Below are 23,244 nucleotides of genomic sequence, written 5' to 3' on the forward strand. Positions count from 1 at the left end.
CTTTCTGTTGTCTCACTCGCGCCGGCAGACAGCTGGTCAGGCGCGGTAGCCCGTGGCGTAATTGCGGGTGGGTCGGACGCCGGGACGCTGCAGGGGTACCCAGAGCTTGTACCGGTCAGCCCGGTAGTAGGAGACCGAATAGTCGACCATGGCCCGGGCGACGAAGGCATGCCGCTGGATCTTCAGCAGCGGCGACCCTACCTCCACGTTGAGCAGCCGGGCCGTCGACGGCGACGCCGCCGTCGCCTCGATCATGTCCTCGCCCCACTCCATCACGAGCCCGTAGCGCTCGCTCAGCACGTTGTAGAGCGACGTCGGCGGCTCCCCGTCGAGCAGGCCGGGCACGCGGTGCGCGGGAATGAAGTTCTCGTCCACGCTCATCGGCTCATTGTCGGCCAGCAGGAGGCGCCGGAACCGCACCAGCTGTGTTCCCTCCTCCAGCTGGAGCTCGCGGGCCAGGAAGGCGCTGGCGTTGATTTGTTCGAAGCTGAGGACCTTGGCGGCCGGGACCATGCCGCGGCGCTGCATCTCCTCGCTATAGGAGGTGAGTTTTACCTGGAGGTCCAGTTTGGGCTTGCGCACAAACGTGCCAAGGCCGACAACACGTTCGATCACTTCCTCGCCCACCAGGGCGTCGATAGCCTGGCGCACGGTCATCCGGGCCAGGCCGAAACGCTCGGAGAGGTCCCGCTCGGAGGGCAGGGCCGAACCCGGCGGACAAGAGCTGGCAATGTGCGCGCGAAGGATCTCGCGGAGCTGGACGTAGATGGGGACCCCGCTGTGCCGGTCAATCTCCCCGGCCATCCGCGCCGCATTAGAGCCCACGGAAAACCCTGCCGCAATCGTTCATACCTCAAGCCTAGGGCACTTTGGCGGCAGGTCTAGACCACCGGATGACGCGGTTCGCCCGGCGCCCCTCCCCCGGCTACGCTGGAAATGCCCCACAGCTGAAGGAGTTCCATTGCCCGCACGCAAGGCCATCGTCCAGGCCTCCATCGGACTGCATGCCCGTCCGGCAGCAGTCTTCGTCCGCGCCGTGACGCAGAGCGGTCTGCCGGTCACCATCAGCAGGGACGGACGGCCCGGCGTCGACGCCCGTTCGCTCCTGGAGGTCATGACCGAGGACTTCCCGTGCGGCTGCGAGGTGGAGCTGTCGGTCCGGGCCGACGCGGTCCCGGCGGACTCCAGCGCTGCAGACGCCGAGCGGACGCTTGCCGAGCTCTGCGCCCTGCTCGAGTCCCAGGCCGGCTGAGCAGGCGGGGTGAGCAGAAAAACACGGGCCAACACCAGCACAAACGACGTCGGGCCCCACCAGAAGGTGGGGCCCGACGTCGTTGTTGTCAGCGTAGTTGCTTAGTGCGCGTGGTCACCGCGGCTGTACTCGTAAACCCAGCCGATCAGCGCCACCACGGCGAGGCCGCCGGCGATGAACGTGATCCAGAAGCCCACGGCCAGGCCGAGGAAACCGCCGGCGCAGGACAGGCCGAGGACCAGCGGCCACCAGCTCCAGGGGCTGAAGTGGCCCTGCTCGCCGGCACCCTCGTGGATCTCCGCGTCGCTGCGGTCCTCGGGGCGCATCCCAACGCGCTTGCCGGTGAAGCCCAAGTAGGCCCCGATCATGCCGGCGAGACCGCCGAGCAGCAGGACACCGAGGATGCCGACCCACTCCGACCAGCCGGTCAGGAAGCCGTAAACCACCGAGACCGGGATGAAGAAGAAGACTCCGAATCCAAAAATCCGTGATTCGATTTTCACTTGGCTTGATCCTTCTGGTCGGCGTTACCGAGCGCCGCTGCTGCCGGGGCAGGAGAGTCGACGGTGTAGTACTGGGAGAGCTCGGGGTGGTGCAGGTCCAGGGCAGGACGCTCCGAGCGGATCCGCGGCAGCGAGGTGAAGTTGTGCCGCGGCGGCGGGCAGGACGTCGCCCATTCGAGCGAGGCGCCGAAGCCCCAGGGATCGTCGACCAGGACCTTCTCGTTGCTGCGCCAAGTGATGTAGACGTTCCAGAAGAACGGGATCAGCGACGCGCCCAAGAGGAAGGACGAGTAGGTGGAGAACTGGTTCATCCAGGTGAAGTTGTCCTGCGGCATGTAGTCCGCGTAGCGGCGGGGCATGCCCTCGACGCCGAGCCAGTGCTGGATGAGGAAGGTGCCGTGGAAGCCCAGAAAGAGCATCCAGAAGTGGATCTTGCCAAGGCGCTCGTTGAGCATCTTGCCGGTCCACTTCGGCCACCAGAAGTAGAAGCCTGCGAACATCGCGAACACCACGGTGCCGAAGACCACGTAGTGGAAGTGCGCCACCACGAAGTAGGAATCGGAGACGTGGAAGTCCAGCGGCGGGGACGCCAGGATGATGCCGGTCAGGCCGCCGAAGAGGAAGGTCGCCAGGAAGCCGATGCTCCAGAGCATCGGGGTTTCAAAGGTGATGGAACCCCGCCACATGGTGCCGATCCAGTTGAAGAACTTCACGCCGGTGGGAACCGCGATCAGCATCGTCATGAAGGAGAAGAACGGCAGCAGGACCGAGCCGGTGACGTACATGTGGTGGGCCCACACGGTCACGGACAGCGCTGCGATGGAGATGGTGGCGTAAACCAGGCCCTTGTAGCCGAAGATCGGCTTGCGGCTGAAGACCGGGAAGATCTCGGAGACGATGCCGAAGAACGGCAGCGCGATGATGTACACCTCGGGGTGGCCGAAGAACCAGAACAGGTGCTGCCAGAGGACGGCACCGCCGTTTTCGGGGTCGAAGATGTGGGCACCGAAGCGGCGGTCTGCGCCGAGGGCGAAGAGGGCTGCAGCCAGCGGCGGGAAGGCCATGAGCACCAGGATGGCGGTGACCAGGGTGTTCCAGGTGAAGATCGGCATGCGCCACATGGTCATGCCCGGGGCACGCATGCAGATGATCGTGGTGATGAAGTTGACCGCACCGAGGATGGTGCCGAAGCCGGAGAGCGCCAGGCCGAAGACCCAGAGGTCACCGCCCACGCCGGGGCTGAAGGTCGTGTTGGACAGCGGCGCGTAAGCGAACCAGCCGAATGACGCGGCACCCTGCGGGGTGATGAAGCCGGAAACGGCGATCGTAGAACCGAACAGGAAGAACCAGAAAGCCAACGCGTTGAGCCGCGGGAAGGCGACGTCAGGGGCGCCGATCTGCAGCGGCATGATGACGTTGGCGAAGCCGGCAAACAGCGGCGTCGCGAACATCAGCAGCATGACGGTGCCGTGCATGGTGAAAAGCTGGTTGTACTGCTCTTTGGTCTGCAGGATCTGCATGCCGGGCTCGAACAGCTCGGCGCGGATCAGCAGCGCCATCACGCCGCCGAAGCAGAAGAACACGAAGGACGCGATCAGGTACATGTACCCGATGGTCTTGTGGTCGGTGGAGGTGATCCAGTTGACGACGATGCGCCCCTTGGATTTGGGTACTACGGGAGCCTCAAGGATCCCTGAGGGCTGAGAGTAGGTCGTTGCCACTTCGCGCTCCCCTTACTTGTTCTCGGTCGGGGCCGGGTTGCGGTCGTACTCTTCGCCGAGCAGTCCGGTGTTGCCGTCCTGGCTGAGCTTGTCCAGGTGGGCCTTGAACTCCGCATCGGAGACAACCTTCACACGGAACAGCATTTCGGAGTGGTACTCACCACAGAGTTCGGCGCACTTGCCGTCGTAGGTTCCCTCTTTGGTAGGGGTGAACCGGATGTAGTTGGTCTTGCCCGGGATCATGTCGCGCTTCTGCAGGAAGGCGGGAACCCAGAAGGAGTGGATGACGTCGCGGGAGTTGAGCTCGAGGTCAACCGACTTGTTAACCGGCAGGTACAGGGTGGGCAGCTTATCCTTGTCCACCTCGTTGCCGGTGAGGTGCGCCTGGACGCCGGCCTCGTGGACGTCGCCGGTGACGACGTCGCCCTTCTTGTAGTTGAAGTCCCAGGCCCACTGCTTGGCGCGGACGTCGACGACGACGTCGGCCGGCTGGTCCCGGTTGTCGATGGCCTGCTGGTCGCGGTCGGTGAAGTAGAAGAACACCAGGACCATAAAGAGCGGGATCGTCAGGTAGAAGACCTCGAGCGGCAGGTTAAAGCTGTTCTGGCGGGGGAAACCCACGGTGCCCTTGCGCCGCCGGTAAGCGACGATGCACCAGATCATCAAACCCCAGGTAATGATGCCGACGACCAGCGCGGCAATCCATGAGTTGACCCAGAGGTCCATGATGCGGTCAGTGTGGTTGGTGGTGCCACGCTCAGTGGGCAGCCACCCTTTCTGTACCTCTGGTGAACATCCAGTCAATGCCAACGCGCCGGCTAGTGCCAAGCCAGTGATCGTAGTGATCTGTTTGCGTCGGCTGCCGGTTCGGTTCTGCGAACTCACAGACGGCCCTTCCTACTTGTTGCTGTCGCCCGGCCGCCGATGGCGCTCCGGGCACACTAAAAGTTTTACTACTCGGTGTAGAGCTTACCGCTCCCCGCGAGTTTTCGCCCACATGTCCGCACCGTGCGTCGGAGGCATTTTCAATGCTTCCGCCGACCGCTCCCCGGACGGCACTAAGGCCAGGCTGACTGCCCGGCCTTAGACCTTAGTGGAAGGAGTCCCCGCAGGCGCAGGATCCGCCGGCATTGGGGTTGTCGATGGTGAATCCCTGCTTCGAGATCGTGTCCTCGAAGTCGATGCTCGCACCGCTCAGATAGGGGACGCTCATCTTGTCGACAACGACTTCGACGCCGTCGTAGTCGCGGACGGCGTCACCCTCGAGGAGCCGCTCGTCGAAGTAGAGCTGGTAGATCAGCCCGGAGCACCCGCCCGGCTGCACGGCAACGCGGAGTCGAAGATCAGTGCGGCCTTCCTGTTCCAGCAGGCTGCGGACCTTGCCGGCTGCGACGTCGGTCAGCTGCACCTCGTGGCTGGCCAGTTCCTGGTCCGCCTGGACGGTGGTGTCGGCGCTGTTTTCATTGGTTGTAGTGCTCATGGCCTACCTTCTTACGACGGTCGTGGCGGCTCCGCCTGCGCGGTGCCCGCCCCTACTTAAACGGTATGGGCTATAGCTACATGCTACGTCGATCAGCGGTGTAGCTCTAACTCCTGGCGTAACCGTCGGTACCGGCTGAATGTTCCCCGGAAAAGCCGCACGCCGGGCCCGAGCAGGCTGCGCGCTCAGGCAAGGCCCTCCGCGTTCAGCCGGGCCAGCAGGAGCGCCTCGGCAATAATCGCGTTCCGGAAGTCACCCAGGTGGAGCGACTCGTTGGCGCTGTGCGCCCGCGAATCGGGATCCTCCACGCCGGTGACCAGGATCTGCACGTCCGGGTAGAGCTCGGTCAGGTCCGCGATGAACGGGATCGAGCCGCCGATCCCGGTCTCGACCGCGGGTACGCCCCAGGCCTCGCCCAGCGCCCACATCGCCATGCTGGCGGCGGTAGAGGTGGTGTCCGTGAGGAACGCGTTGCCGCTCTCCCCCGGGGTGAACACCACCTCGGCGCCGAACGGCGCGTGGGCGTCAACGTGCCGCCGCACGGCCTCCATGGCCGCAGCCGGGTCCTGGCCCGGGGCGAGCCGCAGGCTGAACTTGGCGCGGGCGCGCGGCAACAGAGTATTGGACGCGACATCCACGGCGGGTGCGTCGAAGCCGATGATGGACAGTGCGGGTTTGGTCCACATGCGCGACGCGATGGAACCGGTGCCGGCGAGCTTCACGCCGTCGAGCACGGACGCATCGTTGCGGTACTCCTCCTCGGTGAGGTCGACGGCGACGTCGTCCCGGCTGACGAGGCCCTCGATCGCTACGCTGCCTTCGGCGTCGTGCAAGGTGGCGATCAGCCGCGCCAGCAGGGTCGGAGCATCGAGGACCGGTCCGCCGAACATGCCGGAGTGGACGGCGTGGTCAAGCACCTTGACCTCGATGGTGCCATCCACCAGGCCGCGCAGGCTGGTGGTGAGCGCGGGGATACCGACTTTCCAGTTGGAGGAGTCGGCCACGACAATCACGTCAGAGCGCAGCAGTTCCTTGTGGGTTTCCAGGAAGGAACGGAAAGTCGGTGAGCCGGCCTCCTCCTCGCCCTCGAAGAAGAAGGTCACGCCGAGGCCCAGCTCGTCCCCGAGCACGCGGGTGACGGCGGAGTAGGCGGCGACGTGCGCCAGGATGCCGGCCTTGTCGTCCGCGGCGCCGCGCCCGTAGAGGCGGCCTTCGCGTTCGACGGCGGTGAACGGCTCGGTCTCCCAGAGCGCGAGGTCGCCGGTGGGCTGGACGTCATGGTGCGCGTAGAGCAGGATGGTGGGCTTGCCGGCCGCGGCCGGGCGGGTCGCGACGACGGCCGGGCCGCCCGGGGTGCCGTCCTCCTTGTCGCAGCGCAGGATCTGGACGTCCTCGAATCCGCTGGCGCGGACCAGCTCGGCGACGGCCTCGGCGCTGGCGTTCAGCGGGGCGGGGTCGAAGCTGGGCCAGGCGATGCCGGGAATGGCCACGAGCTCCTTCAACTGCTCGACGGTGGCGTCGAAGGATTCGGTGACGGCCTGGCGGAGGGCTGCGGCATCGATGGAGCCGCTGGCTGAGGGCTGCGGGATCCCCGCGGATGATGAAGTCATGGCCAAAACACTACCGTGTCCGGCATCACGACCATCAGCGCCACGGCGCCGCGGACTGGGCCTCCCGCCGCCCGCGGCAGGGTACTCTGTAGGGGTGTTTGGACGTAGAAAAGAAGCGCCCTCGGCGCAGGACGTAGTTGACCAGCAGGTAGCCGAGGCGGCAGCCCGGGACACCGCCATCGGCAAGGGCGCGCCCACGCCCAAGCGCAGCGCCCAGGTGGCCGCCCGCAAGCGGCCGCTTGTTCCTGAGGACCGCAAGGCCTCCAGGGCAGCCGAGCGCACCGCCGTCGCGGAGCAGCGCCTCAAGATGCGCCAGGCCATGGACACCGGTGACGAGAAGTTCCTGCCGCTGCGCGACAAGGGCCCGCAGAAGCGGTTCGCCCGCGACTACGTGGACGCGCGGTTCAGCCTCGGCGAGTACCTGATGTTCGGCGCCCTCGTCTTCGTCATCATTTCCCTGCTGGTCCCCGCGAGCAGCGAACAAATGATCTACGTCCTCGGCGGTTTCTGGGTGATGTTCCTGGCCGTCTTTGTCGACGTCTTTATCCTCTCCCGCAAGCTCAAGAAGCGTCTTGCCGAGAAGTTCGGCGAGGTCGAGCGCGGCACCGTCTGGTACGGCTCCATGCGCTCCCTGCAGTTCCGCCGCCTGCGGCTGCCCAAGCCCCAGGTCAAGCGCGGCGAATTCCCCGCCTGATCCACGCCTTCAACAAGGAGAGCCCCCGGCAGCTGCCGGGGGCTCTTTTCGTTCGTCCGGGGTCCACGGAGGGCGCGCCCCGTCGCGGCCTAGCGCCGGGACGGGTGCTTCGCGAGCAGCCGGTTGATCCGCGCCGCCCAGAAGGGACCCTCATAGAGGAAGGCCGTGTAGCCCTGCACCAGGGTGGCACCGGCGTCGAGGCGCTGCTGGACATCCTGCGCCGTCTCCACGCCGCCCACCGAGACCAGGGTGATGGCACCGCCGGTAGCGGCCTTGAGCCTGGACAGCACTTCAAGCGACCGCTGCTTCAGCGGCGCGCCGGAGAGTCCGCCGGCGCCGCACGCCTCGACCTTTTCCGGGCTGGAGACCAGCCCGGCGCGGCCGATCGTGGTGTTGGTGGCGATGATGCCGTCCAGCTTCAGGTCAAGGGCCAGCCGGGCGACGTCGTCGATGTCCTCGTCGCTAAGGTCCGGGGCGATCTTGACCAGCAGGGGCACGTGCCGCCCGGCGGCGCTGTCCGCCGCTTCCCCCACCGCGGTCAGCAGCGGCCGCAGGGTGTTGACGTCCTGCAGCAGGCGCAGCCCCGGGGTGTTCGGGGAACTGACGTTGACCACCAGGTAATCGGCTGCGGGCGCCAGGCTGCGGGCGCTGACCAGGTAGTCCGCCACCGCGTCCTCAAGCTCCACGACCTTACTCTTGCCGATGTTGACGCCGATGACGGGGCGGACGCCGGGGTAGCGGCGCTGCAGGGCCGCACGTGCGGAGCGGAGCCGGGGTGCCACGGCGGCGGCGCCGTCGTTGTTGAAACCCATCCGGTTGATCACGGCGCGGTCCTCGACCAGGCGGAACAGCCGGGGCGCCGGGTTGCCGGGCTGCGCTTGACCCGTGATGGTGCCGACCTCGACGTGGCCGAAGCCGAGGTCGGTCAGCGCCTCGATGCCGTGGCCCTCCTTGTCAAAGCCCGCGGCCAGCCCGAACGGTGAAGGGAACGTCAGGCCGAAGGCCTCGGTCCGCAACGAGGCCGCCGGCGCGGTGAACCGCTGCAACACCCGTCCGGCCCCGCAACTGTTGGCCAGCCGGATGGCCCGAAAACCGATCTTGTGGGCGCGCTCGGCGTCCATCCAGGAGAAGGCGAGCCGGAAGAAGGTGGGATATACGCGCATGCCCCTAGTTTTCCGGTTCCGGCCGCACAAACCAAAATGCCGCCGGCAAACGCGCCAAAACCAGACAAAACCTCAGCCCGGCGGGCGCTAGCATGAAGCCATGACCAGCGATGATGCAGTCCACAGCAACGGCCCGGCGGCGGCTTCCGAGGCACGGATCGAGGCTGACGTGGTGGTTGTCGGCGCCGGACTTGCCGGGCTGGTGGCCGCGGCGGAGGCGTATGCGGCGGGCCGGCGGGTGGCGGTCCTGGACCAGGAACCCGAGGCTTCGGCGGGCGGCCAGGCACACTGGTCCTTCGGCGGCCTCTTCCTGGTCAACACCCCGGAGCAGCGGCGGCTGGGCGTCCGCGACAGCGCGCAGCTTGCCCTGGCGGACTGGCTCTCCTCCGCTGCCTTTGACCGGCCCGAGGACGCCCTGGCCCGGCAATGGGCGGAGGCCTACGTGGACTTCGCGGCCGGCGAGAAGCGTGCCTGGCTTGCCTCCCTGGGCGTGAGCCTGTTCCCGCTGGTGCAGTGGGCCGAGCGCGGGGGCTACGGCCCCGACGGCCACGGAAACACCGTCCCGCGCTTCCACGTCGCTTGGGGCACCGGCCCGGCGCTGGTCGCGCCCTTCCTCGCCAAGCTCCGCGAAGGCGTGGCCGCCGGACGCGTGTCCTTTTACTTCCGGCATCGCGCCACCGAACTGACGACGACGGCGGGCCGGCTCAGCGGGGTCCGCGGCGAGGTCCTGGCGACCAGCGCTGCCGCGCGGGGCGAACAGTCCTCCCGCACGGCCGCCGGCGCTTTCGAGGCCGACGCCGGCGCCGTCGTCGTCACCACCGGCGGCATTGGCGGGAACCACGACGCGGTCCGGCGGCAATGGCCTGGCGGCGGCGCTCCGGCGTCGATGCTCAGCGGTGTCCCGGCCTCGGTGGACGGCGACTTCCTGGCCGCGGTGGACCGCGCCGGCGGCCGGCTGATCAACGGCGACCGGATGTGGCACTATCCGGAAGGCATCCACAACCATTCCCCGGTCTGGCCGCAGCACGGGATCAGGATCCTGCCCGGCCCGTCTGCGCTCTGGCTCGATGCCACGGGCAGAATGCTCCCCGCGCCGCTTTTCCCGGGCTTCGACTCGCTCGGCGCGCTCCGGCACATCCTCGGCACCGGGCACACCCACTCCTGGTTCGTGCTGAACAAGACCATCGCGATGAAGGAATTCGCGCTCTCCGGCTCCGAGCAGAACCCGGACCTGACCGGCAAGGACCTCCGCCTGCTCGCCAACCGCCTCAAACCGGCCGGGGACAGCCCGCTGCAGCGCTTCCTGGACCGGGGTGTCGACTTCCTGCAGGCCGGCAGCCCTGCGGAGCTCGCCGCGAAGATGAACTCCCTCACCGGTGCGCCGCTCATCGACGCCGCGGAACTGGACCGCCTGGTCCGGTCCAGGGACCGGCAGTTCACCAGCGGGCTGGGCAAGGATCCGCAGCTCGCGGCGATCCGCGCCGCCCGGCGCTTCGCCACGGACAAGATCATGCGGGTGGCGCCGCCGCACCGCATGCTCGATCCCCGGCACGGGCCGCTGCTGGCGGTCCGCCTCTCGGTCCTCACCCGCAAGAGCCTCGGCGGGATCCAGACGGATCTGAACTCGCGGGTCCTGGACGGCGCCGGCCGCCCGGTGGCCGGGCTCTACGCCGCCGGCGAGGCGGCCGGTTTTGGCGGCGGCGGCATCCACGGGTACCGCGCCCTGGAAGGAACGTTCCTTGGCGGGTGCCTGTTCTCCGGCCGTGCGGCGGGCCGCGCCGCGGCCTCAGCCCTCTAGCCGGCCGACCGGGAGGATCAGATGGACTGGCAGACCGACATCCTGGGTGAGGACTTCGCGGCGTGCCCCTTCCAGACCACCGGACCGGACGGCGTCGAACGCACCGCCACCCTGGTCCGGCACATTCCCGCCTCGGGCGCCGGCAGCGCCGCCCGGCGTGCAGTGCTGTTCCTCCACGGCTGGAGCGACTACTTCTTCAACGAGGAACTCGCGGAGTTCTGGACCGGTCAGGGGTTTGTTTTCTTCGCACTGGACATGCACAACCACGGCCGGAGCCTGCGGCCCGGCACCCACGGCGGCTACGTCGCGGACCTGGCCGACTACGACGCCGAGATCACGGCCGCGATCGGCATCATCGAGTCCCTGGCCCCCAAGGGCGCGCCTCCCCCGCCGGTAACCCTGATGGGGCACTCCACCGGCGGACTCATCGCCGCGCTCTGGGCGAGCCGGCACCCTGGCCGGGCCGCCCAGCTGGTCCTCGACAGCCCCTGGCTCGAGATGCACGGCAGCCCTGCCGTCCGCCGCGCCGCACGGGCCATGGTGGAGCCGCTGGCACGCTTCCGGCCCGAATCCGTGATCCGGCTGCCCGAGCGTGCCTTCTACTGGCGCAGCATCAGCAGCGCCGCGGAAGGCGAATGGGTCCTGGATGACAACTACCGGCCGCCGCGGGCGTTCCCGGTGCGGGCCGGCTGGCTCAGCGCCGTACTCGCCGGCCAGTCCCGCGTGGCCCGGGGACTGAATATCGACGTCCCCATCCTGGTGCTGATCTCCGGCGCCAGCGCCAACGGAATGTTCTGGAAAGAGTCGATGCGGCGCACCGACGCCGTCCTGGATGTGAACACGATCGCCCTGCGCGCCCTCAGCCTGGGCCGCACCGTGACCCTCGAACGGATCGACGGCGCCCTGCACGACGTCTTCCTCTCCGCCCCGCGGGTCCGGGCCGACGCGTATGCCCGTCTCGCCCGCTGGATCCGGGCCTATGTCACCGACGACGGCGGGCAGCAATGACGGTGCCCGCGGCGCAGCATTGGCAGCGGGATGTCCTGGGGAACCGCTTCGAGTCCCTGGAGCTGGCCCTGAGCCCGGATGACGAGGGACCCGTCGTCGCCACCCTGGTCCGTCCACGGCAGCACCCGGAAGATGGACCTCGACGCCGTGATCGACGTGGAGGAAACGGCGCGCCGGGCGCTCGGGCTGGGCCGCCGGATAGCCGTCTTCCGCTACCCCGGGGCGATCCACGACGTCTTCCTCTCGCGCCCCGCGGTGCGGCGGGAAACCTACGCGGATCTGCTGCTCTGGCTGAGCCTGTACCCCGGATAACGGAGCCGGCCGGCTGAGGCGGCCCGGTCCCCCGGGCTCAGGCCGGGTTCAGCGGGGCGGCCGCGTCGACGGCTCCGCCATACCGACGATCCCGCTGGGCGTAGATTTCGACGGCGTCCCACAGCGTCCGCCGGTCCACGTCCGGCCATAGCGTGTCGAGGAAGACGAACTCGGCGTAGGCGGACTGCCAGAGCATGAAGTTGGACAGCCGCTGCTCGCCAGAGCTGCGCAGGAACAGGTCGACGTCGGGCAGGTCCGGCTCGTCGAGGTACTTCTGGATCGTCCGCTCGGTGATGGCGCCGGGCTTGAGCCGGCCCGCGGCGACCTCCTCGGCGATCGCGGAGACGGCGTCGGCGATCTCTGCCCGGCCGCCGTAGTTAACACACATGTTCAAGGTGCAGGTGCTGTTGCCGCGGGTGTACTCCTCAGCCTCCTCGAGCTCCCGGATCACCGAACCCCAGAGCTTGGGCCGCCGCCCGGACCAGCGGATCCGCACGCCCCACTCGTCGAGCTGGTTCCGCTGGCGACGCAGCACATCCTTGTTAAATCCCATCAGGAAGCGCACTTCCTCGGGCGAGCGGCGCCAGTTCTCGGTGGAGAACGCGTAGACGCTAACGTGCTCGATGCCGAGTTCGATGGCCCCGGCCATCACGTCCAGCAGGGCCGGCTCCCCCGCCTTGTGGCCCTCAATCCGGGGCAGGCCGCGCTGGTTGGCCCAGCGGCCGTTGCCGTCCATCACGATCGCGACGTGCTTCGGGATGAACTCCGCCGGGATGGCGGGCGGCAGGGCACCGGAGGGGTGCGGGTAGGGCGCCACCACCTCGGCGGTTCGCCGGCGGACCGGATTCTTCTTCTTTCCCAAGGCCACGGCTATGTTCGCTCCACATGTTTGAGGGATTTCAGGACGCGTTCCAAATGCCACTGCAGGTAGCTGGCCACCAGGCCCGCCGCTTCCCGGCGGTGGGCCGGCGCAGAGGCGTCCGCCGCCGTCCAGTTACCGGTCAGCAGCGCCCCCAGCAAGAGCACCGTCTCCGCGGCGGGCGCGGGGGAACCGGGTGGCCGGCACTCCCCGCAGACCATGCCGCCCAGCGAGGCGGAAAACGCGGTGTGCGGCCCCGGCGCGCCGCAGCGGGCGCAGTCGGTGAAGCTGGGCGCCCAGCCGCCGGTGGACAGGGCACGGAGCAGGTAGGAATCCAGGATGAGCTCGGGGGCGTGGTCGCCCCGGCTCAGCGACGCCAGCGCCCCGACCAGCAGGTTGTACTGGGCGGTTCCGGCCTCGCCGTCGACGTCGGTGAGCTTCTCAGCAGTTTCGGTCATCGCGGCGGCGACGGTGTAGCGGCCGTAGTCGGCGGCGATGTTGGAGCCGTAGGCGCCCTTGGCGACGGCCTGCGTGACGACGTCCAGGGTGCGGCCGGAGATGAGCTGGAGGTCGGCAACCATAAAGGGTTCCAGTCTCGCGCCGAAGCGGCTGCTGGTTCGACGGACGCCCTTGGCGACGGCCCGGACCTGGCCATGGTGCTTGGTCAGCAGGGTGATGATGCGGTCCGCTTCGCCGAGCTTGTGGGTGCGCAGGACGACGGCGTCGTCGCGGTACGCGCGCGCAGCAAAGGAGGAAGGTTGGGCCACAGTTAATCTTCGCACTGACTTTGGGGAAACACTGCCATTGGAAAAGCGGCCCTGCCGGGACGAAGCGCCGCGCCGCCGGAAACTCTGGCGGCGCGGCGTCCCGGGCTGCTAGGCGCGGGCGTCCCGGATGGCACGGTTGACGGCCGAGATGACAGCCTTGAGCGAGGCCATGGAGGTGTTGGCGTCAATCCCGACACCCCACAGCACCCGCTCCCCCACGGCGCATTCGACGTAGGCCGCGGCCTGGGCGCTGCCGCCTTCGGACAGGGCGTGCTCGCTGTAGTCGAGCACGCGGACATCCACGCCGTCCTCGCGCAGGATGCTCAGCAGCGCGGCGATCGGGCCGTTACCGGTCCCGGTGCGCCGCAGCGGCTTGCCATCCACCTTGAGCGCGGCGGTCAGCGTCATGGTGCCGTCCTCGTCCGACTCGGTGCTGACCGCGCCGAGGGCGTAGCGGCCCCACTGGGCCTCGGCGGCGGCCGAGGGCAGGTACTCGTCCTGGAAGAGCTGCCACAGCTGGCCGCCGCTGACTTCGCCGCCCACCGTGTCGGTGCGCCGCTGGATGACGCCGGAGAATTCGATCTGCGCCCGGCGCGGAAGGTCCAGGTTGTGCTCGTTCTTGAGCAGGTAGGCCACGCCGCCCTTGCCGGACTGCGAATTCACCCGGATGACGGCCTCGTAGCTGCGGCCGAGGTCCTTGGGATCCACCGGCAGGTACGGGACCTGCCAGGCGTAGTCGGCCACATCCTTGCCCGCGGCGGCTGCGTCCCTCTCCAACGCCTCCAGACCCTTCTTGATGGCGTCCTGGTGCGAGCCGGAGAAGGCCGTGAAGACCAGGTCACCGCCGTACGGGGAGCGCTCGGCGACGGGCAGCTGGTTGCAGTACTCGACGGTGCGGCGGACGTCGTCGATGTCGGAGAAGTCGATCATCGGGTCGATGCCCTGGACGAACATGTTCAGGCCCAGGGTGACCAGGTCTACGTTGCCGGTCCGCTCCCCGTTGCCGAACAGGCAGCCTTCGATCCGGTCGGCCCCGGCCAGGTAGCCCAGCTCGGCGGCCGCGACGCCGGTCCCCCGGTCGTTGTGCGGGTGCAGGGAGAGGATGATGCCTTCGCGCGGGTGCAGATGCCGGCTCATCCACTCGATGGAGTCCGCGTACACGTTGGGGGTGGCCATTTCGACCGTGGCCGGCAGGTTGATGATGACCTGGCGGTCGGCGGAGGCCTCGAAGACGTCAGCGATCGCGTTGCAGACCCGCACGGCGTAGGGGAGCTCGGTGCCGGTGAAGGATTCCGGCGAGTACTCGTAGGTGATGTGGGTGTCCTGGAGGGTTTCCTCGTACTTCTTGCACAGGCGCGCGCCCTGCAGGGCGATGTCGAGGATGCCGTCCTCGTCCTGGTTGAAGACGACGCGGCGCTGCAGGACCGACGTCGAGTTGTACAGGTGCACGATGGCCTGCTTGGCGCCGACCAGGGACTCGTAGGTCCGCTCAATCAGGTGTTCCCGGGCCTGGGTCAGGACCTGGATGGTGACGTCGTCCGGGATGCGGTTGCCCTCAATGAGCTGGCGGACGAAGTCGAAGTCCGTCTGCGAGGCCGAGGGGAAGCCGACTTCGATCTCCTTGTAGCCCATCCGGACCAGCAGCTCGAACATCTTCATCTTGCGGGCCGGGCTCATCGGGTCGATCAGAGCCTGGTTGCCGTCACGCAGGTCGACCGCGCACCAGCGCGGGGCCTTGGTGATGACCTTGTCGGGCCAGGTGCGGTCCGGCAGTTCGACCGTGATCAGGTCCTGGAACGGGACGTAGCGGTGGACCGGCATTCCTGAGGGCTGCTGTGCGTTTCGCATTACTATCGGGGCCTTTTCTGTGGTTCCTGGTGAAAGGGTGGCCGGGCAACACAAACTCCGCAGCGAGGTTTGGCCTTGCGCTAGATCGCGTCTGAGGCCTCGCCGCGGCAGCTAAGAAGAAGCAGTTCTGCGCGCACATTTTCACACTAACACGGGTGCGTAAGATGAAGGAGCCATACCTCCGCAACGTCCACCATGCAGACGCTGTACCGGTGCCAGGCCCGGTGCAGCCTCCCACTCGAAGGAGCCGCAGTGCCGCTTTCCGGGATTGACCAGTCCACCATCGACGCCGGCGTCCGCCCCCAGGACGACCTTTACCGGCACTTCAACGGGAGCTGGCTGAAGAACACCCCCATACCGGACGACCGGCCGCTGGAAGGCACGTTCACAGCGCTGCGCGACGGCTCCGAACTGGCGGTCAAGGAGATCATCCTGGAGGCGGCCGGCCGCGGCGAGGACGCGAGCGGCATCGAACGCAAGATCGGGGACCTGTACAACAGCTTCATGGACGAGGAGGCCGTGGAGGCCAAGGGGGCGGAGCCGATCCGCGCCCGGCTGGCCGAGGTTTTCGCGACGGCGTCCGTTGCCGAACTGGTCCGGCTCGCCGGTCGGCTGTTCCGCGCCGACGTCTCCGGCCTGTTCTACATCTACCCGGCGCCCGACGCGGGCAACCCGGACCGGATCCTGCTCTACACCGGCCAGGCGGGCCTGGGCCTGCCGGATGAGTCCTATTACCGCGAAGAAAAATTCGCGCCGATGGTGCAGTCCTACCGCGACTACGTCCGCACCATGTTCGGGCTGGCCGGCATCCCGGACGCCGAGGCTGCGGCGGCCCGCGTCGTCGAGCTGGAGACTTCCCTGGCGGCACATCACTGGGACAAGGTAACGCTGCGCAATCCGCAGAAGACCTACAACCTGAAGTCGGCCGAGGAGGTCTCGCAGCTGTTCCCGCTGCTCGCGGACTGGTTCGACGCTGCCGGCATCGCAGCGGACAAGCGCGCCGAACTCGTGGTCAGCACGCCGGACTTCTTCGCGGGCGCCGCTGCCCTGCTGGAGTCGGTGCCGCTGGCCGTCTGGCAGGAGTGGCTTGCGCTGCGGGTGGTCGGCGCGGCCGCCCCCTACCTTTCGGCCGCCTTCGTTGACGCGAACTTTGCGTTCTACGGCACCACGCTGAGCGGCACGCCGCGCAACCGGGACCGCTGGAAGCGCGGTGTCGCCGTCGTCGAGGCCGCCCTCGGCGAGGCGGTCGGGCAGATCTACGTGGCCCGGCACTTCCCGGAAAGCCACAAGGAGCACATGCGCGCGCTGGTGGCCAACCTGATCGAGGCGTACCGCGGGTCGATCACGAACCTGGCCTGGATGGGTGAAGAGACCAAGGTGGAGGCGCTGAAAAAGCTCGATTCCTTCCGGGCCAAGATCGGCTACCCGGACAAGTGGATCGACTACTCCGCCGTGGTGATCGACGAGGCTGACCTGCTGGGCAACGTGGAGCGCGCCCACAGCGCCGACGTCGACCGGCACCTGGACGAGGTGGGCAAGCCCGTGGACCGGGAGAAGTGGCTCATGACGCCGCAGACCGTGAACGCCTACTACCACCCGTTGCTCAACGAGATCGTGTTCCCGGCCGCCATCCTGCAGCCGCCGTTCTTCACCGCCGACGCCGACGACGCCGTCAACTACGGCGGCATCGGGGCCGTGATCGGCCACGAGATCGGCCACGGCTTTGATGACCAGGGCTCCCAGTACGACGGCAGCGGCCTGCTCCGGAACTGGTGGACCGAGGCGGACCGGACCGCCTTCGAGGCACTGACCTCCAAGCTGGTGGCCCAATTCGATGCCCTCTCCCCTGCCGAAGCCGCCGGCCACCACGTCAACGGCAAGCTGACGCTGGGCGAGAACATCGGCGACCTCGGCGGCCTCACCATCGCCTACAAGGCGTACCAGATCAGCCTCGGCGGGCAGGAGCCGCCGGTGCTGGACGGACTCACCGGCGCCCAGCGTTTCTTCGCCTCTTGGGCCGCAAGCTGGCGGCAGGTGATCCGAAGCGAGGAAGCTCTCCGGCGGCTCGCCACGGATCCGCACTCCCCCAACGAATTCCGCACCAACACCATCGCCAAGAACCTCGATGCCTTCCACTCGGCGTTCGAAACCACCGAGCAGGACGGCATGTGGCTGGCGCCGGAGGAGCGGGTCAGCATCTGGTAGCGGCCATCGTCCTGCCGCAGGACCAGCAAAGGCGGGCCGGGTGACATCACCCGACCCGCCTTTGTTGTGTTGTTTCCTAGTGCGTGATCAGCGCGTGATCAGCGCGGGGTTGGCCTGCTGGCACACGGTGTCCCCGGCGGTCTGGTTGACGATGTTCGGCGGCAGTGTCGCCGGGGCGTTCGGCTGCTGGGTAGCGCCGGCGGCGTAGTCGCGGCCCACGTAGACCTGCACGCCGGTGACACCGGCCGCCGGGAGCACCTGGGAGGCCGGGATGCCGAGCAGCGCGGCGATGTCTGCGGCCACGTCGGCGAACTCCGCCCCGTAGTACACCGCCGTTGTGGCCACCGCCTTGGCGGTCAACTGGCCCGTCTTGGTGAAGCCTCCCGCGGCCAGGGCGGCCACGAGTTCCTTGGCCCGGGCCGGGTCCCCGGACCCGTTGGCCACGGTAACGGGCTGCAGCGCCTTGTTATACGCCGGGGCGGCAGGGCTCTGGCTGGCCGACGGTTCCGCGCTGGCCGAGGCGCTGGCAGAGGCGGCCGGTTTGGCGGCCGGATCCGTCAGGTCGACGTCGTTGCGCATCGCCGCGAACAGCTGCGAGGCGGCCGGTTGGGCCAGTTGCAGGCGGTTCGGATCGGACACCGCGGGCTCGGTCGGGGCGGCGACAAAGGCGACCTTCCCGACGTCGATGTTCTTGAGCCGGTTTCCGACCGTGAGCAGCGTCGGGACGGAGGCCATGCCCTCGTCAATCGTCAGGTTCTTGGTGATCGCGTCCGCGATGCCGAGCATCCGACCGGGGTTGGAGAGTGTGCCGTCGTCCTTGATCTTGCGGACCAGGGAGGACAGGAAGCCCTGCTGGGCCTTGATCCGGCCGAGGTCGCTACCGTCGCCGAAGGCGTGCCGCGTGCGGACGAAGGAGAGCGCCTGCTCGCCCTGGACCTTGGAGGTGCCCTTGGGCAGGCGGAGTCCGGAGTCGGGGTCGTAGATTGCGTCACTGACGCATACGTCCACGCCGCCGACGGTATTGGACAGCTCCTTGACCGAGTTGAAATCCGCCATCATGAAGTGGTCGACCTCGAGGCCAGTAATTTTGTTGACCGTGTCCACGGCGCAGCCGATGCCGGCCTCGGACATCGCCGCGTTGATCATGACGTTCTTCTGGGCCGGGAACTCCTGCTTCGTTTTCTGGTCCACGCACTTGGGAATGTCAACCAGCAGATCGCGCGGGAAGCTGACCACGCTGACGCGCTTGTTGTCCGCGGAAATGTCCATCAGCATCATGACGTCTGAGTGGCCGTAGCCGGTGGAATCGGCTGCACCGCCGTATTGCGAGTTCTTGCCGTCGCGGGTGTCCGATCCGAGGATCAGGATCTGCATCCTGTCCTTCGCTTCGTCGACCGCGTCCTCGGTCCGGCTGTTGCCGGCCCCCAGGGCCTGTTTGGTGATGTTCCCCTGCAGGCGGATGAACCAGTAGGCGCCGAAGGCGATCACCCCGACGAGCAGGACGGAAATGATGAGCGTCGTGGCCTTGAGCCACATCGGGGTCCGCGAAGCGGCTCCCAAGTGGCGGGCCGGGCCGACGGAAGTGTCTTCCGTGTGCCGGGCAGCGGCATTTGACCGAACCGGGGGGCCGGTTCCGTCTGCACGGTTGTCACGGGGTCGAACCACGGGTGATGCCTTCCTTAGCGAGCGGGAGTCTCACCATTTTAGTGTCCGAAACTGGGAAAATCCCGATGGGCGTGCCGGTCCGCGGCGGCGTTCCGCGGGCCGGCCGCACACGCGGCCAGCCTTTGGGGCACCGCGCGCTCGGGCGCCGCCGGGGGCCTAGAAGCCCAGTTTCACCAGTTGCTTCGGATCGCGTTGCCAGTCCTTGGCGACCTTGACGTGCAGGTCCAGGTAGATCCGGGCCCCGAGGAGGGCCTCGATGGCTTTGCGCGCCGTGGTGCCCACTTCACGAAGCCGGGCGCCGCCCTTGCCGATGATGATGGCCTTCTGCGAGGGCCGTTCCACATAGAGGTTGACCCGTACGTCCAGGAACGGGCGGTCCTCCGGCCGGCCTTCGCGCGGAACGATCTCGTCGACCACAACGGCCAGGGAGTGCGGAAGTTCGTCGCGGACGCCTTCAAGCGCGGCCTCGCGGATGAGCTCGGCGATCATCACCGCTTCGGGCTCGTCAGTCAGGTGGCCGTCCGGGTAGAGCGGCGGCGACGGCGGCATGTGGCCGATCAGCACGTCGGCGACGGTACCAACCTGGAAGCCGTCCGTGGCGGAGACCGGGACGATGTCCTTCCAGCCGTCCTCGCCCAGCACCTCGCGGCCCAGGGCGGCGACGGCGAGCAGCTGCTCGGTCAGGGCCTGGCGGTCCACGGTGTCGGCCTTCGTCACGACGGCGATGACCGGCTTGTTCCCGACGGCGGCGAGCTGCGCGGCGATGAACTTGTCGCCGGGGCCGATCTTCTCGTTGGCGGGCAGGCAGAAGCCGATCGCGTCCACCTCGGCGAGGGTGTCCGCGACAAGTTCGTTGAGGCGCTTGCCCAGCAGGGTGCGCGGACGGTGGAGTCCGGGGGTGTCCACCAGGATCAGCTGCGCGTCCTCGCGGTGCACGATGCCGCGGATGGTGTGGCGGGTGGTCTGCGGCTTGGCCGAAGTGATGGCGACTTTCTGGCCGACCAGGGCGTTGGTGAGGGTGGATTTGCCCGCGTTGGGACGTCCCACCAGCACCGCGAACCCGGCCCGGTAACCGCCGTAGGGCGCTTCGCCGTCGGACTTATTCTGCTTGCTCACGTGGAACTCCCTGTTGCGTTGGTTCGGCCTCGTCGAGAAGGTCTTCAAGGTCAGTTTCTTCCTTTGGAACTGCGGCCGCAATGATGTGGCTGACGCGGTTCCGGCGGCCCTCGAGCCTGTCGGCCCGGAGGGTGACGCCGTCGACGGCGACGGTGCTCCCGACGATCGGCACCCGGCCAAGCGCCTTCGCGAGGAGGCCGCCCACGGTGTCCACCTCGTCATCTTCGAGCTCGAGGTCGAAGAGCTCGCCGAGGTCGTCGATGCTCATCTTGGCGCTGACCCGGTAGCTGCCGTCGCCCAGTTCCACCGCTTCGGCGGCTTCGGTGTCGTATTCGTCCACAATCTCGCCGACGATTTCCTCGATCAGGTCCTCGAGCGTGACCAGCCCGGCGGTCCCGCCGTACTCGTCGATCACGATGGCGACGTGCGTTGATTCTTTTTGCAGCTCGCGGAGCAGCTCGCTCACGGGCTTCGAATCGGGAACGTAGCGCACCTCGCGGGCCAGCTCGTCGACGAGCGGCGGCTCCTCGCCCGGGCCCAGGTTGTGGACCACGGCGGCGACGTCCTTGAGGTAGACGATGCCGAGGATCTGGTCCGTGTTGTCACCGATGACCGGGATCCGCGAGTATCCGGAGCGCAGGAACAGCGACATCGCCCGGTGCAGGCTGGAGCCGGAGTCGATGCAGAGGATGTCCGTCCGGGGCACCATAACGGAGCGGACCAGCGTGTCGCCAAAGTCGAAGACCGACTGGATCAGCTCGGCTTCGTTGTCCTCGATCACGTCGGATTCGCTCGCACGTTCGACCAGTTCGCGGAACTCCTCTTCACTGAAGAAGGCTTCGTTGTCCGCCGGCGCGCCGGGCGCGACGGCACTACCGACCGTGACCAGCCAGCCCGGAATCGGACCCAGCACCCAGCAGAGCCACCGGATCAGGGGCGCCGAGAAGCGGACCAGGCCGGCCGAGTGCACCCGACCCAGCTGGCGCGGGGACACCCCGACGATCACAAAGCCGACCAGCGCCATGATGCCGGTGGCGGCCAGGCCCGCGAGCCAGGCGTTGTCGAGCAGGCTGTGCAACAGCACGGTGACAGCCACCGCGGAGGCCATCTCGAACCAGACCCGCCAGAACCTCAGGGCGCGCATGTGCGCCACCGGCTGGCCCATGATCCGCTTCAGCGCGGTGCCGCGGCTGTGCAGGATCGCCTGTTCGGCGTCGTGCCGGGGAAGGTAATTGAAGGCAGCCTCGGCCGCGGTCAATACGGCGGCAAAGCTGAGGAAGACCAGCGCCATGCCGGCCAGGATCAGTGGGGTCACTGAATCGTCTCTGCCGGGGCGTCCTTGCCGGTGAAGCCGGAGAGCAGTTCGCGCTGCAGTCCGAACATCTCTTCCTTTTCTTCCGGTTCCGCGTGGTCAAAGCCCAGCAGGTGCAGGATGCCGTGGGTGGTGAGCAGCAGCATCTCGTCCTGGGTCGAGTGGCCGGCGTTCTTCGCCTGGACCTCGGCCACCTGCGGGCAAATCGCGATATCGCCCAGCATCCCTTGCGGGGTCGGCTTGTCCGGTGTACCTGGGGTGAGTTCATCCATCGGCACGGACAGCACGTCCGTGGAGCCCGGCTCGTCCATCAGTTCGATGTGGAGCTTCTCCATGGCGGGCTCGTCGACCAGCAGGATGGAGAGCTCCGCCTGCGGGTGGATGAAGAGCCGTTCGAAGACGAACCGGGCCAGGGCCACCAGTTCGGCTTCGTCGACGCTGACGCCGGATTCGTTGTTGACCTCGATGCTCATGCGCGTTCTCCCCGGTTTTCCCGGGCGACGGAATGCTTGACCCGGTTCCTTTGTGTCTCGTCCCAGTTGCTGTAGGCGTTCACGATGTCGCCCACCAGCCGGTGCCGGACGACGTCGGAGGCGTCCAGGACCGAGAAATTGACGTCCTCGATCCCCTGCAGGATCTCTTCGACGATCCGCAGCCCGGAGCGGGTGCCGAACGGCAGGTCCACCTGGGTCACGTCGCCGGTGACGACCATCTTGGAGCCGAAGCCGAGCCGGGTGAGGAACATCTTCATCTGCTCCGGCGTGGTGTTCTGGGCCTCGTCCAGGATGATGAACGCGTCGTTGAGCGTGCGCCCGCGCATGTAGGCCAGCGGTGCCACCTCGATGGTGCCGGCGGCCATCAGCCGAGGGATCGACTCGGGATCCATCATGTCGTGCAAGGCGTCGTAAAGCGGGCGCAGGTAGGGGTCGATCTTGTCGCTCAGCGTGCCGGGCAGGAACCCCAGCCGCTCCCCCGCTTCAACGGCCGGGCGGGTCAGGATGATCCGGCTGACTTCCTTTTGCTGCAGCGCCTGGACCGCCTTGGCCATGGCCAGGTAGGTCTTGCCGGTACCGGCCGGGCCGATCCCGAAGATCACCGTGTTCGCGTCGATGGCGTCCACATAGTTCTTCTGGTTCAGGGTCTTGGGCCGGATGGTCTTGCCGCGGCTGGACAGGATGTTCAATGTCAGGACGTCCACGGGGTTCTGCAGCGACTGGCTGCGCAGCATGGACACCAGCTGCTGCAGCACGGCCGGCGTGATGACGGTGCCGCGGGCCACCAGGCCGCGCACTTCGTTAAGCAGCCGCATGATCCGGGGCACGTCGGCGGACGGGCCGCTGATGGCAAGTTCGTTGCCGCGGACATGGAAGTCGACGTCGGGGAACTGGGTTTCAATGAAGCGCAAGGCCTCGTCGTGGCTACCCAGGGACTGCACCATCTGGTCGGAGTTGTCGAACAGCACCACCTCCGTCCGCAGGCCTGGGAGGGAGTGGGGAAATTCCCCTGCGGTGCGCTCGCCCGCGCTGATCCGGGCCTTGCCGTTGGCTGCTTCAGTCATGGTGTTGGCCCGTGGGCCTCTGGTCCCCTCCAGTTCGGAAATGGTCTCCCGCCGTTGCCGGCCAACGGCCATCCGGGCCATCAGCGCCGGGTTCCGGCGGGTCCTTCCATCTTACGCCAGCGCGGCCCGGTACCGGCGCGGAGGGCCTCGGCAACGCCGTTAGGTATCAACTTCATATCGTCCTCATATCGTTCCCGTTGCAGTTCCCTGGCCGGTGCGGAAACCCGCCCGGAGCGCGGACGTCCTGTGTAATGCTGGATTCGGCCCTGCCGGGCCCGACGCCGCCGTACCTTTGACGGCCCGTTTGTATCCCGGCGCGGCGGACACCGGCCCGTGGAAGAGACCCTGCGGGCACGGAGCGAACACACAACGA

At 67.7% G+C, this 23,244-nt stretch carries 21 protein-coding genes; 6 read left to right on the forward strand and 15 right to left on the reverse strand.

The genetic code is table 11. The features are described from left to right. Window positions 1-36: 36 nt before the first annotated feature. Complete coding sequence (locus FFF93_RS08575; RefSeq protein WP_138769287.1) at window positions 37-804, reverse strand: GntR family transcriptional regulator; 768 nt, start codon at window positions 802-804, stop codon at window positions 37-39. Window positions 805-961: 157 nt separating this feature from the next. Here FFF93_RS08575 and FFF93_RS08580 point away from each other — a divergent pair, with 157 nt between their 5' ends. Further along, window positions 962-1,252: an HPr family phosphocarrier protein gene (locus FFF93_RS08580; protein WP_138769286.1), complete on the forward strand. Its 291-nt coding sequence runs from the start codon at window positions 962-964 to the stop codon at window positions 1,250-1,252. A gap of 101 nt (window positions 1,253-1,353) precedes the next feature. Here the strand turns inward: FFF93_RS08580 and FFF93_RS08585 are convergent, their stop codons facing one another. From FFF93_RS08585 to FFF93_RS08605, 5 genes are all read right to left on the reverse strand, one after another. Next, window positions 1,354-1,755: a cytochrome c oxidase subunit 4 gene (locus tag FFF93_RS08585; RefSeq protein ID WP_138769285.1), complete on the reverse strand. Its 402-nt coding sequence runs from the start codon at window positions 1,753-1,755 to the stop codon at window positions 1,354-1,356. Beyond that, window positions 1,752-3,476 (reverse strand): cytochrome c oxidase subunit I, encoded by a 1,725-nt coding sequence (gene ctaD / locus FFF93_RS08590; protein WP_138769284.1) that lies wholly within the window; start codon window positions 3,474-3,476, stop codon window positions 1,752-1,754. The genes FFF93_RS08585 and ctaD overlap by 4 nt, the downstream gene beginning before the upstream one ends. A gap of 12 nt (window positions 3,477-3,488) precedes the next feature. After that, entirely contained in the window at window positions 3,489-4,361 is an 873-nt protein-coding gene (gene coxB, locus FFF93_RS08595) for a cytochrome c oxidase subunit II (protein ID WP_138769283.1), read from the reverse strand. A 205-nt stretch (window positions 4,362-4,566) separates the two neighbouring features. Then, window positions 4,567-4,956, reverse strand: a complete 390-nt coding sequence (locus FFF93_RS08600; protein WP_138769282.1) for an iron-sulfur cluster assembly accessory protein — start codon at window positions 4,954-4,956, stop codon at window positions 4,567-4,569. A gap of 185 nt (window positions 4,957-5,141) precedes the next feature. Continuing rightward, window positions 5,142-6,566 (reverse strand): dipeptidase, encoded by a 1,425-nt coding sequence (locus FFF93_RS08605; RefSeq protein ID WP_138769281.1) that lies wholly within the window; start codon window positions 6,564-6,566, stop codon window positions 5,142-5,144. Window positions 6,567-6,660: 94 nt separating this feature from the next. Between FFF93_RS08605 and FFF93_RS08610 the strand changes: the two genes are divergently transcribed. Continuing rightward, window positions 6,661-7,260, forward strand: coding sequence for a DUF3043 domain-containing protein (locus FFF93_RS08610; RefSeq protein WP_138769280.1), 600 nt, complete (start codon window positions 6,661-6,663; stop codon window positions 7,258-7,260). Between the two features lie 89 nt (window positions 7,261-7,349). On the opposite strand, the gene FFF93_RS08615 is transcribed toward FFF93_RS08610, so the two are convergent. Next, complete coding sequence (locus FFF93_RS08615; RefSeq protein WP_138769279.1) at window positions 7,350-8,423, reverse strand: quinone-dependent dihydroorotate dehydrogenase; 1,074 nt, start codon at window positions 8,421-8,423, stop codon at window positions 7,350-7,352. A 100-nt stretch (window positions 8,424-8,523) separates the two neighbouring features. On the opposite strand from FFF93_RS08615, the gene FFF93_RS08620 reads away from it, so the two are divergent. The 3 genes from FFF93_RS08620 to FFF93_RS08635 all read left to right on the forward strand — a co-directional run bounded on the left by FFF93_RS08620 (window position 8,524) and on the right by FFF93_RS08635 (window position 11,541). Further along, a complete protein-coding gene (locus FFF93_RS08620) occupies window positions 8,524-10,221 on the forward strand; it encodes an FAD-binding dehydrogenase (protein WP_138769278.1) in 1,698 nt (565 codons plus the stop codon). Between the two features lie 21 nt (window positions 10,222-10,242). Then, window positions 10,243-11,229 (forward strand): alpha/beta hydrolase, encoded by a 987-nt coding sequence (locus FFF93_RS08625; protein ID WP_138769277.1) that lies wholly within the window; start codon window positions 10,243-10,245, stop codon window positions 11,227-11,229. A gap of 78 nt (window positions 11,230-11,307) precedes the next feature. After that, window positions 11,308-11,541, forward strand: coding sequence for a hypothetical protein (locus tag FFF93_RS08635; protein ID WP_261375027.1), 234 nt, complete (start codon window positions 11,308-11,310; stop codon window positions 11,539-11,541). A 37-nt stretch (window positions 11,542-11,578) separates the two neighbouring features. Here the strand turns inward: FFF93_RS08635 and FFF93_RS08640 are convergent, their stop codons facing one another. The 3 genes from FFF93_RS08640 to leuA all read right to left on the reverse strand — a co-directional run bounded on the left by FFF93_RS08640 (window position 11,579) and on the right by leuA (window position 15,015). Further along, entirely contained in the window at window positions 11,579-12,409 is an 831-nt protein-coding gene (locus tag FFF93_RS08640; protein ID WP_138769276.1) for an isoprenyl transferase, read from the reverse strand. Window positions 12,410-12,411: 2 nt separating this feature from the next. Then, window positions 12,412-13,167, reverse strand: coding sequence for a DNA repair protein RecO (gene recO / locus FFF93_RS08645; protein ID WP_138769275.1), 756 nt, complete (start codon window positions 13,165-13,167; stop codon window positions 12,412-12,414). 108 nt (window positions 13,168-13,275) lie between these two features. Continuing rightward, window positions 13,276-15,015 (reverse strand): 2-isopropylmalate synthase, encoded by a 1,740-nt coding sequence (leuA, locus tag FFF93_RS08650; protein WP_138769274.1) that lies wholly within the window; start codon window positions 15,013-15,015, stop codon window positions 13,276-13,278. Between the two features lie 252 nt (window positions 15,016-15,267). Here leuA and FFF93_RS08655 point away from each other — a divergent pair, with 252 nt between their 5' ends. Continuing rightward, the gene (locus FFF93_RS08655) at window positions 15,268-17,220 is read left to right on the forward strand and encodes a M13 family metallopeptidase (RefSeq protein WP_138769273.1); all 1,953 of its coding nucleotides are present in this window, start codon (window positions 15,268-15,270) and stop codon (window positions 17,218-17,220) included. An 87-nt stretch (window positions 17,221-17,307) separates the two neighbouring features. Here FFF93_RS08655 and FFF93_RS08660 read toward each other — a convergent pair whose 3' ends face one another. From FFF93_RS08660 to FFF93_RS08680, 5 genes are all read right to left on the reverse strand, one after another. Continuing rightward, window positions 17,308-18,885 carry an LCP family protein gene (locus FFF93_RS08660; protein ID WP_395858379.1) on the reverse strand — a complete coding sequence of 526 codons (1,578 nt, stop codon included), beginning with the start codon at window positions 18,883-18,885 and terminating at the stop codon, window positions 17,308-17,310. A 156-nt stretch (window positions 18,886-19,041) separates the two neighbouring features. Then, window positions 19,042-20,001 (reverse strand): GTPase Era, encoded by a 960-nt coding sequence (gene era, locus FFF93_RS08665; protein WP_138769272.1) that lies wholly within the window; start codon window positions 19,999-20,001, stop codon window positions 19,042-19,044. Next, complete coding sequence (locus tag FFF93_RS08670) at window positions 19,985-21,316, reverse strand: hemolysin family protein (protein WP_138769271.1); 1,332 nt, start codon at window positions 21,314-21,316, stop codon at window positions 19,985-19,987. The genes era and FFF93_RS08670 overlap by 17 nt, the downstream gene beginning before the upstream one ends. Further along, window positions 21,313-21,786: an rRNA maturation RNase YbeY gene (gene ybeY / locus FFF93_RS08675; protein WP_138769270.1), complete on the reverse strand. Its 474-nt coding sequence runs from the start codon at window positions 21,784-21,786 to the stop codon at window positions 21,313-21,315. The genes FFF93_RS08670 and ybeY overlap by 4 nt, the downstream gene beginning before the upstream one ends. Then, complete coding sequence (locus tag FFF93_RS08680) at window positions 21,783-22,871, reverse strand: PhoH family protein (RefSeq protein ID WP_138769269.1); 1,089 nt, start codon at window positions 22,869-22,871, stop codon at window positions 21,783-21,785. The genes ybeY and FFF93_RS08680 overlap by 4 nt, the downstream gene beginning before the upstream one ends. Window positions 22,872-23,244 lie beyond the last annotated feature (373 nt).

Source organism: Arthrobacter sp. KBS0702 (assembly GCF_005937985.2).
Taxonomy (GTDB): Bacteria; Actinomycetota; Actinomycetes; order Actinomycetales; family Micrococcaceae; genus Arthrobacter.

What these genes read in the sequence shown, in the direction of transcription:
- FFF93_RS08575 (WP_138769287.1), bottom strand. Translation starts at nt 804, where the DNA reads ATGGCCGGGGAGATTGACCGGCACAGCGGGGTCCCCATCTACGTCCAG.
- FFF93_RS08600 (WP_138769282.1), bottom strand. Translation starts at nt 4,956, where the DNA reads ATGAGCACTACAACCAATGAAAACAGCGCCGACACCACCGTCCAGGCG.
- FFF93_RS08605 (WP_138769281.1), bottom strand. Translation starts at nt 6,566, where the DNA reads ATGACTTCATCATCCGCGGGGATCCCGCAGCCCTCAGCCAGCGGCTCC.
- FFF93_RS08615 (WP_138769279.1), bottom strand. Translation starts at nt 8,423, where the DNA reads ATGCGCGTATATCCCACCTTCTTCCGGCTCGCCTTCTCCTGGATGGAC.
- FFF93_RS08620 (WP_138769278.1), top strand. Translation starts at nt 8,524, where the DNA reads ATGACCAGCGATGATGCAGTCCACAGCAACGGCCCGGCGGCGGCTTCC.
- FFF93_RS08625 (WP_138769277.1), top strand. Translation starts at nt 10,243, where the DNA reads ATGGACTGGCAGACCGACATCCTGGGTGAGGACTTCGCGGCGTGCCCC.
- FFF93_RS08635 (WP_261375027.1), top strand. Translation starts at nt 11,308, where the DNA reads ATGACGAGGGACCCGTCGTCGCCACCCTGGTCCGTCCACGGCAGCACC.
- leuA (WP_138769274.1), bottom strand. Translation starts at nt 15,015, where the DNA reads ATGCGAAACGCACAGCAGCCCTCAGGAATGCCGGTCCACCGCTACGTC.
- ybeY (WP_138769270.1), bottom strand. Translation starts at nt 21,786, where the DNA reads ATGAGCATCGAGGTCAACAACGAATCCGGCGTCAGCGTCGACGAAGCC.
- FFF93_RS08680 (WP_138769269.1), bottom strand. Translation starts at nt 22,871, where the DNA reads ATGACTGAAGCAGCCAACGGCAAGGCCCGGATCAGCGCGGGCGAGCGC.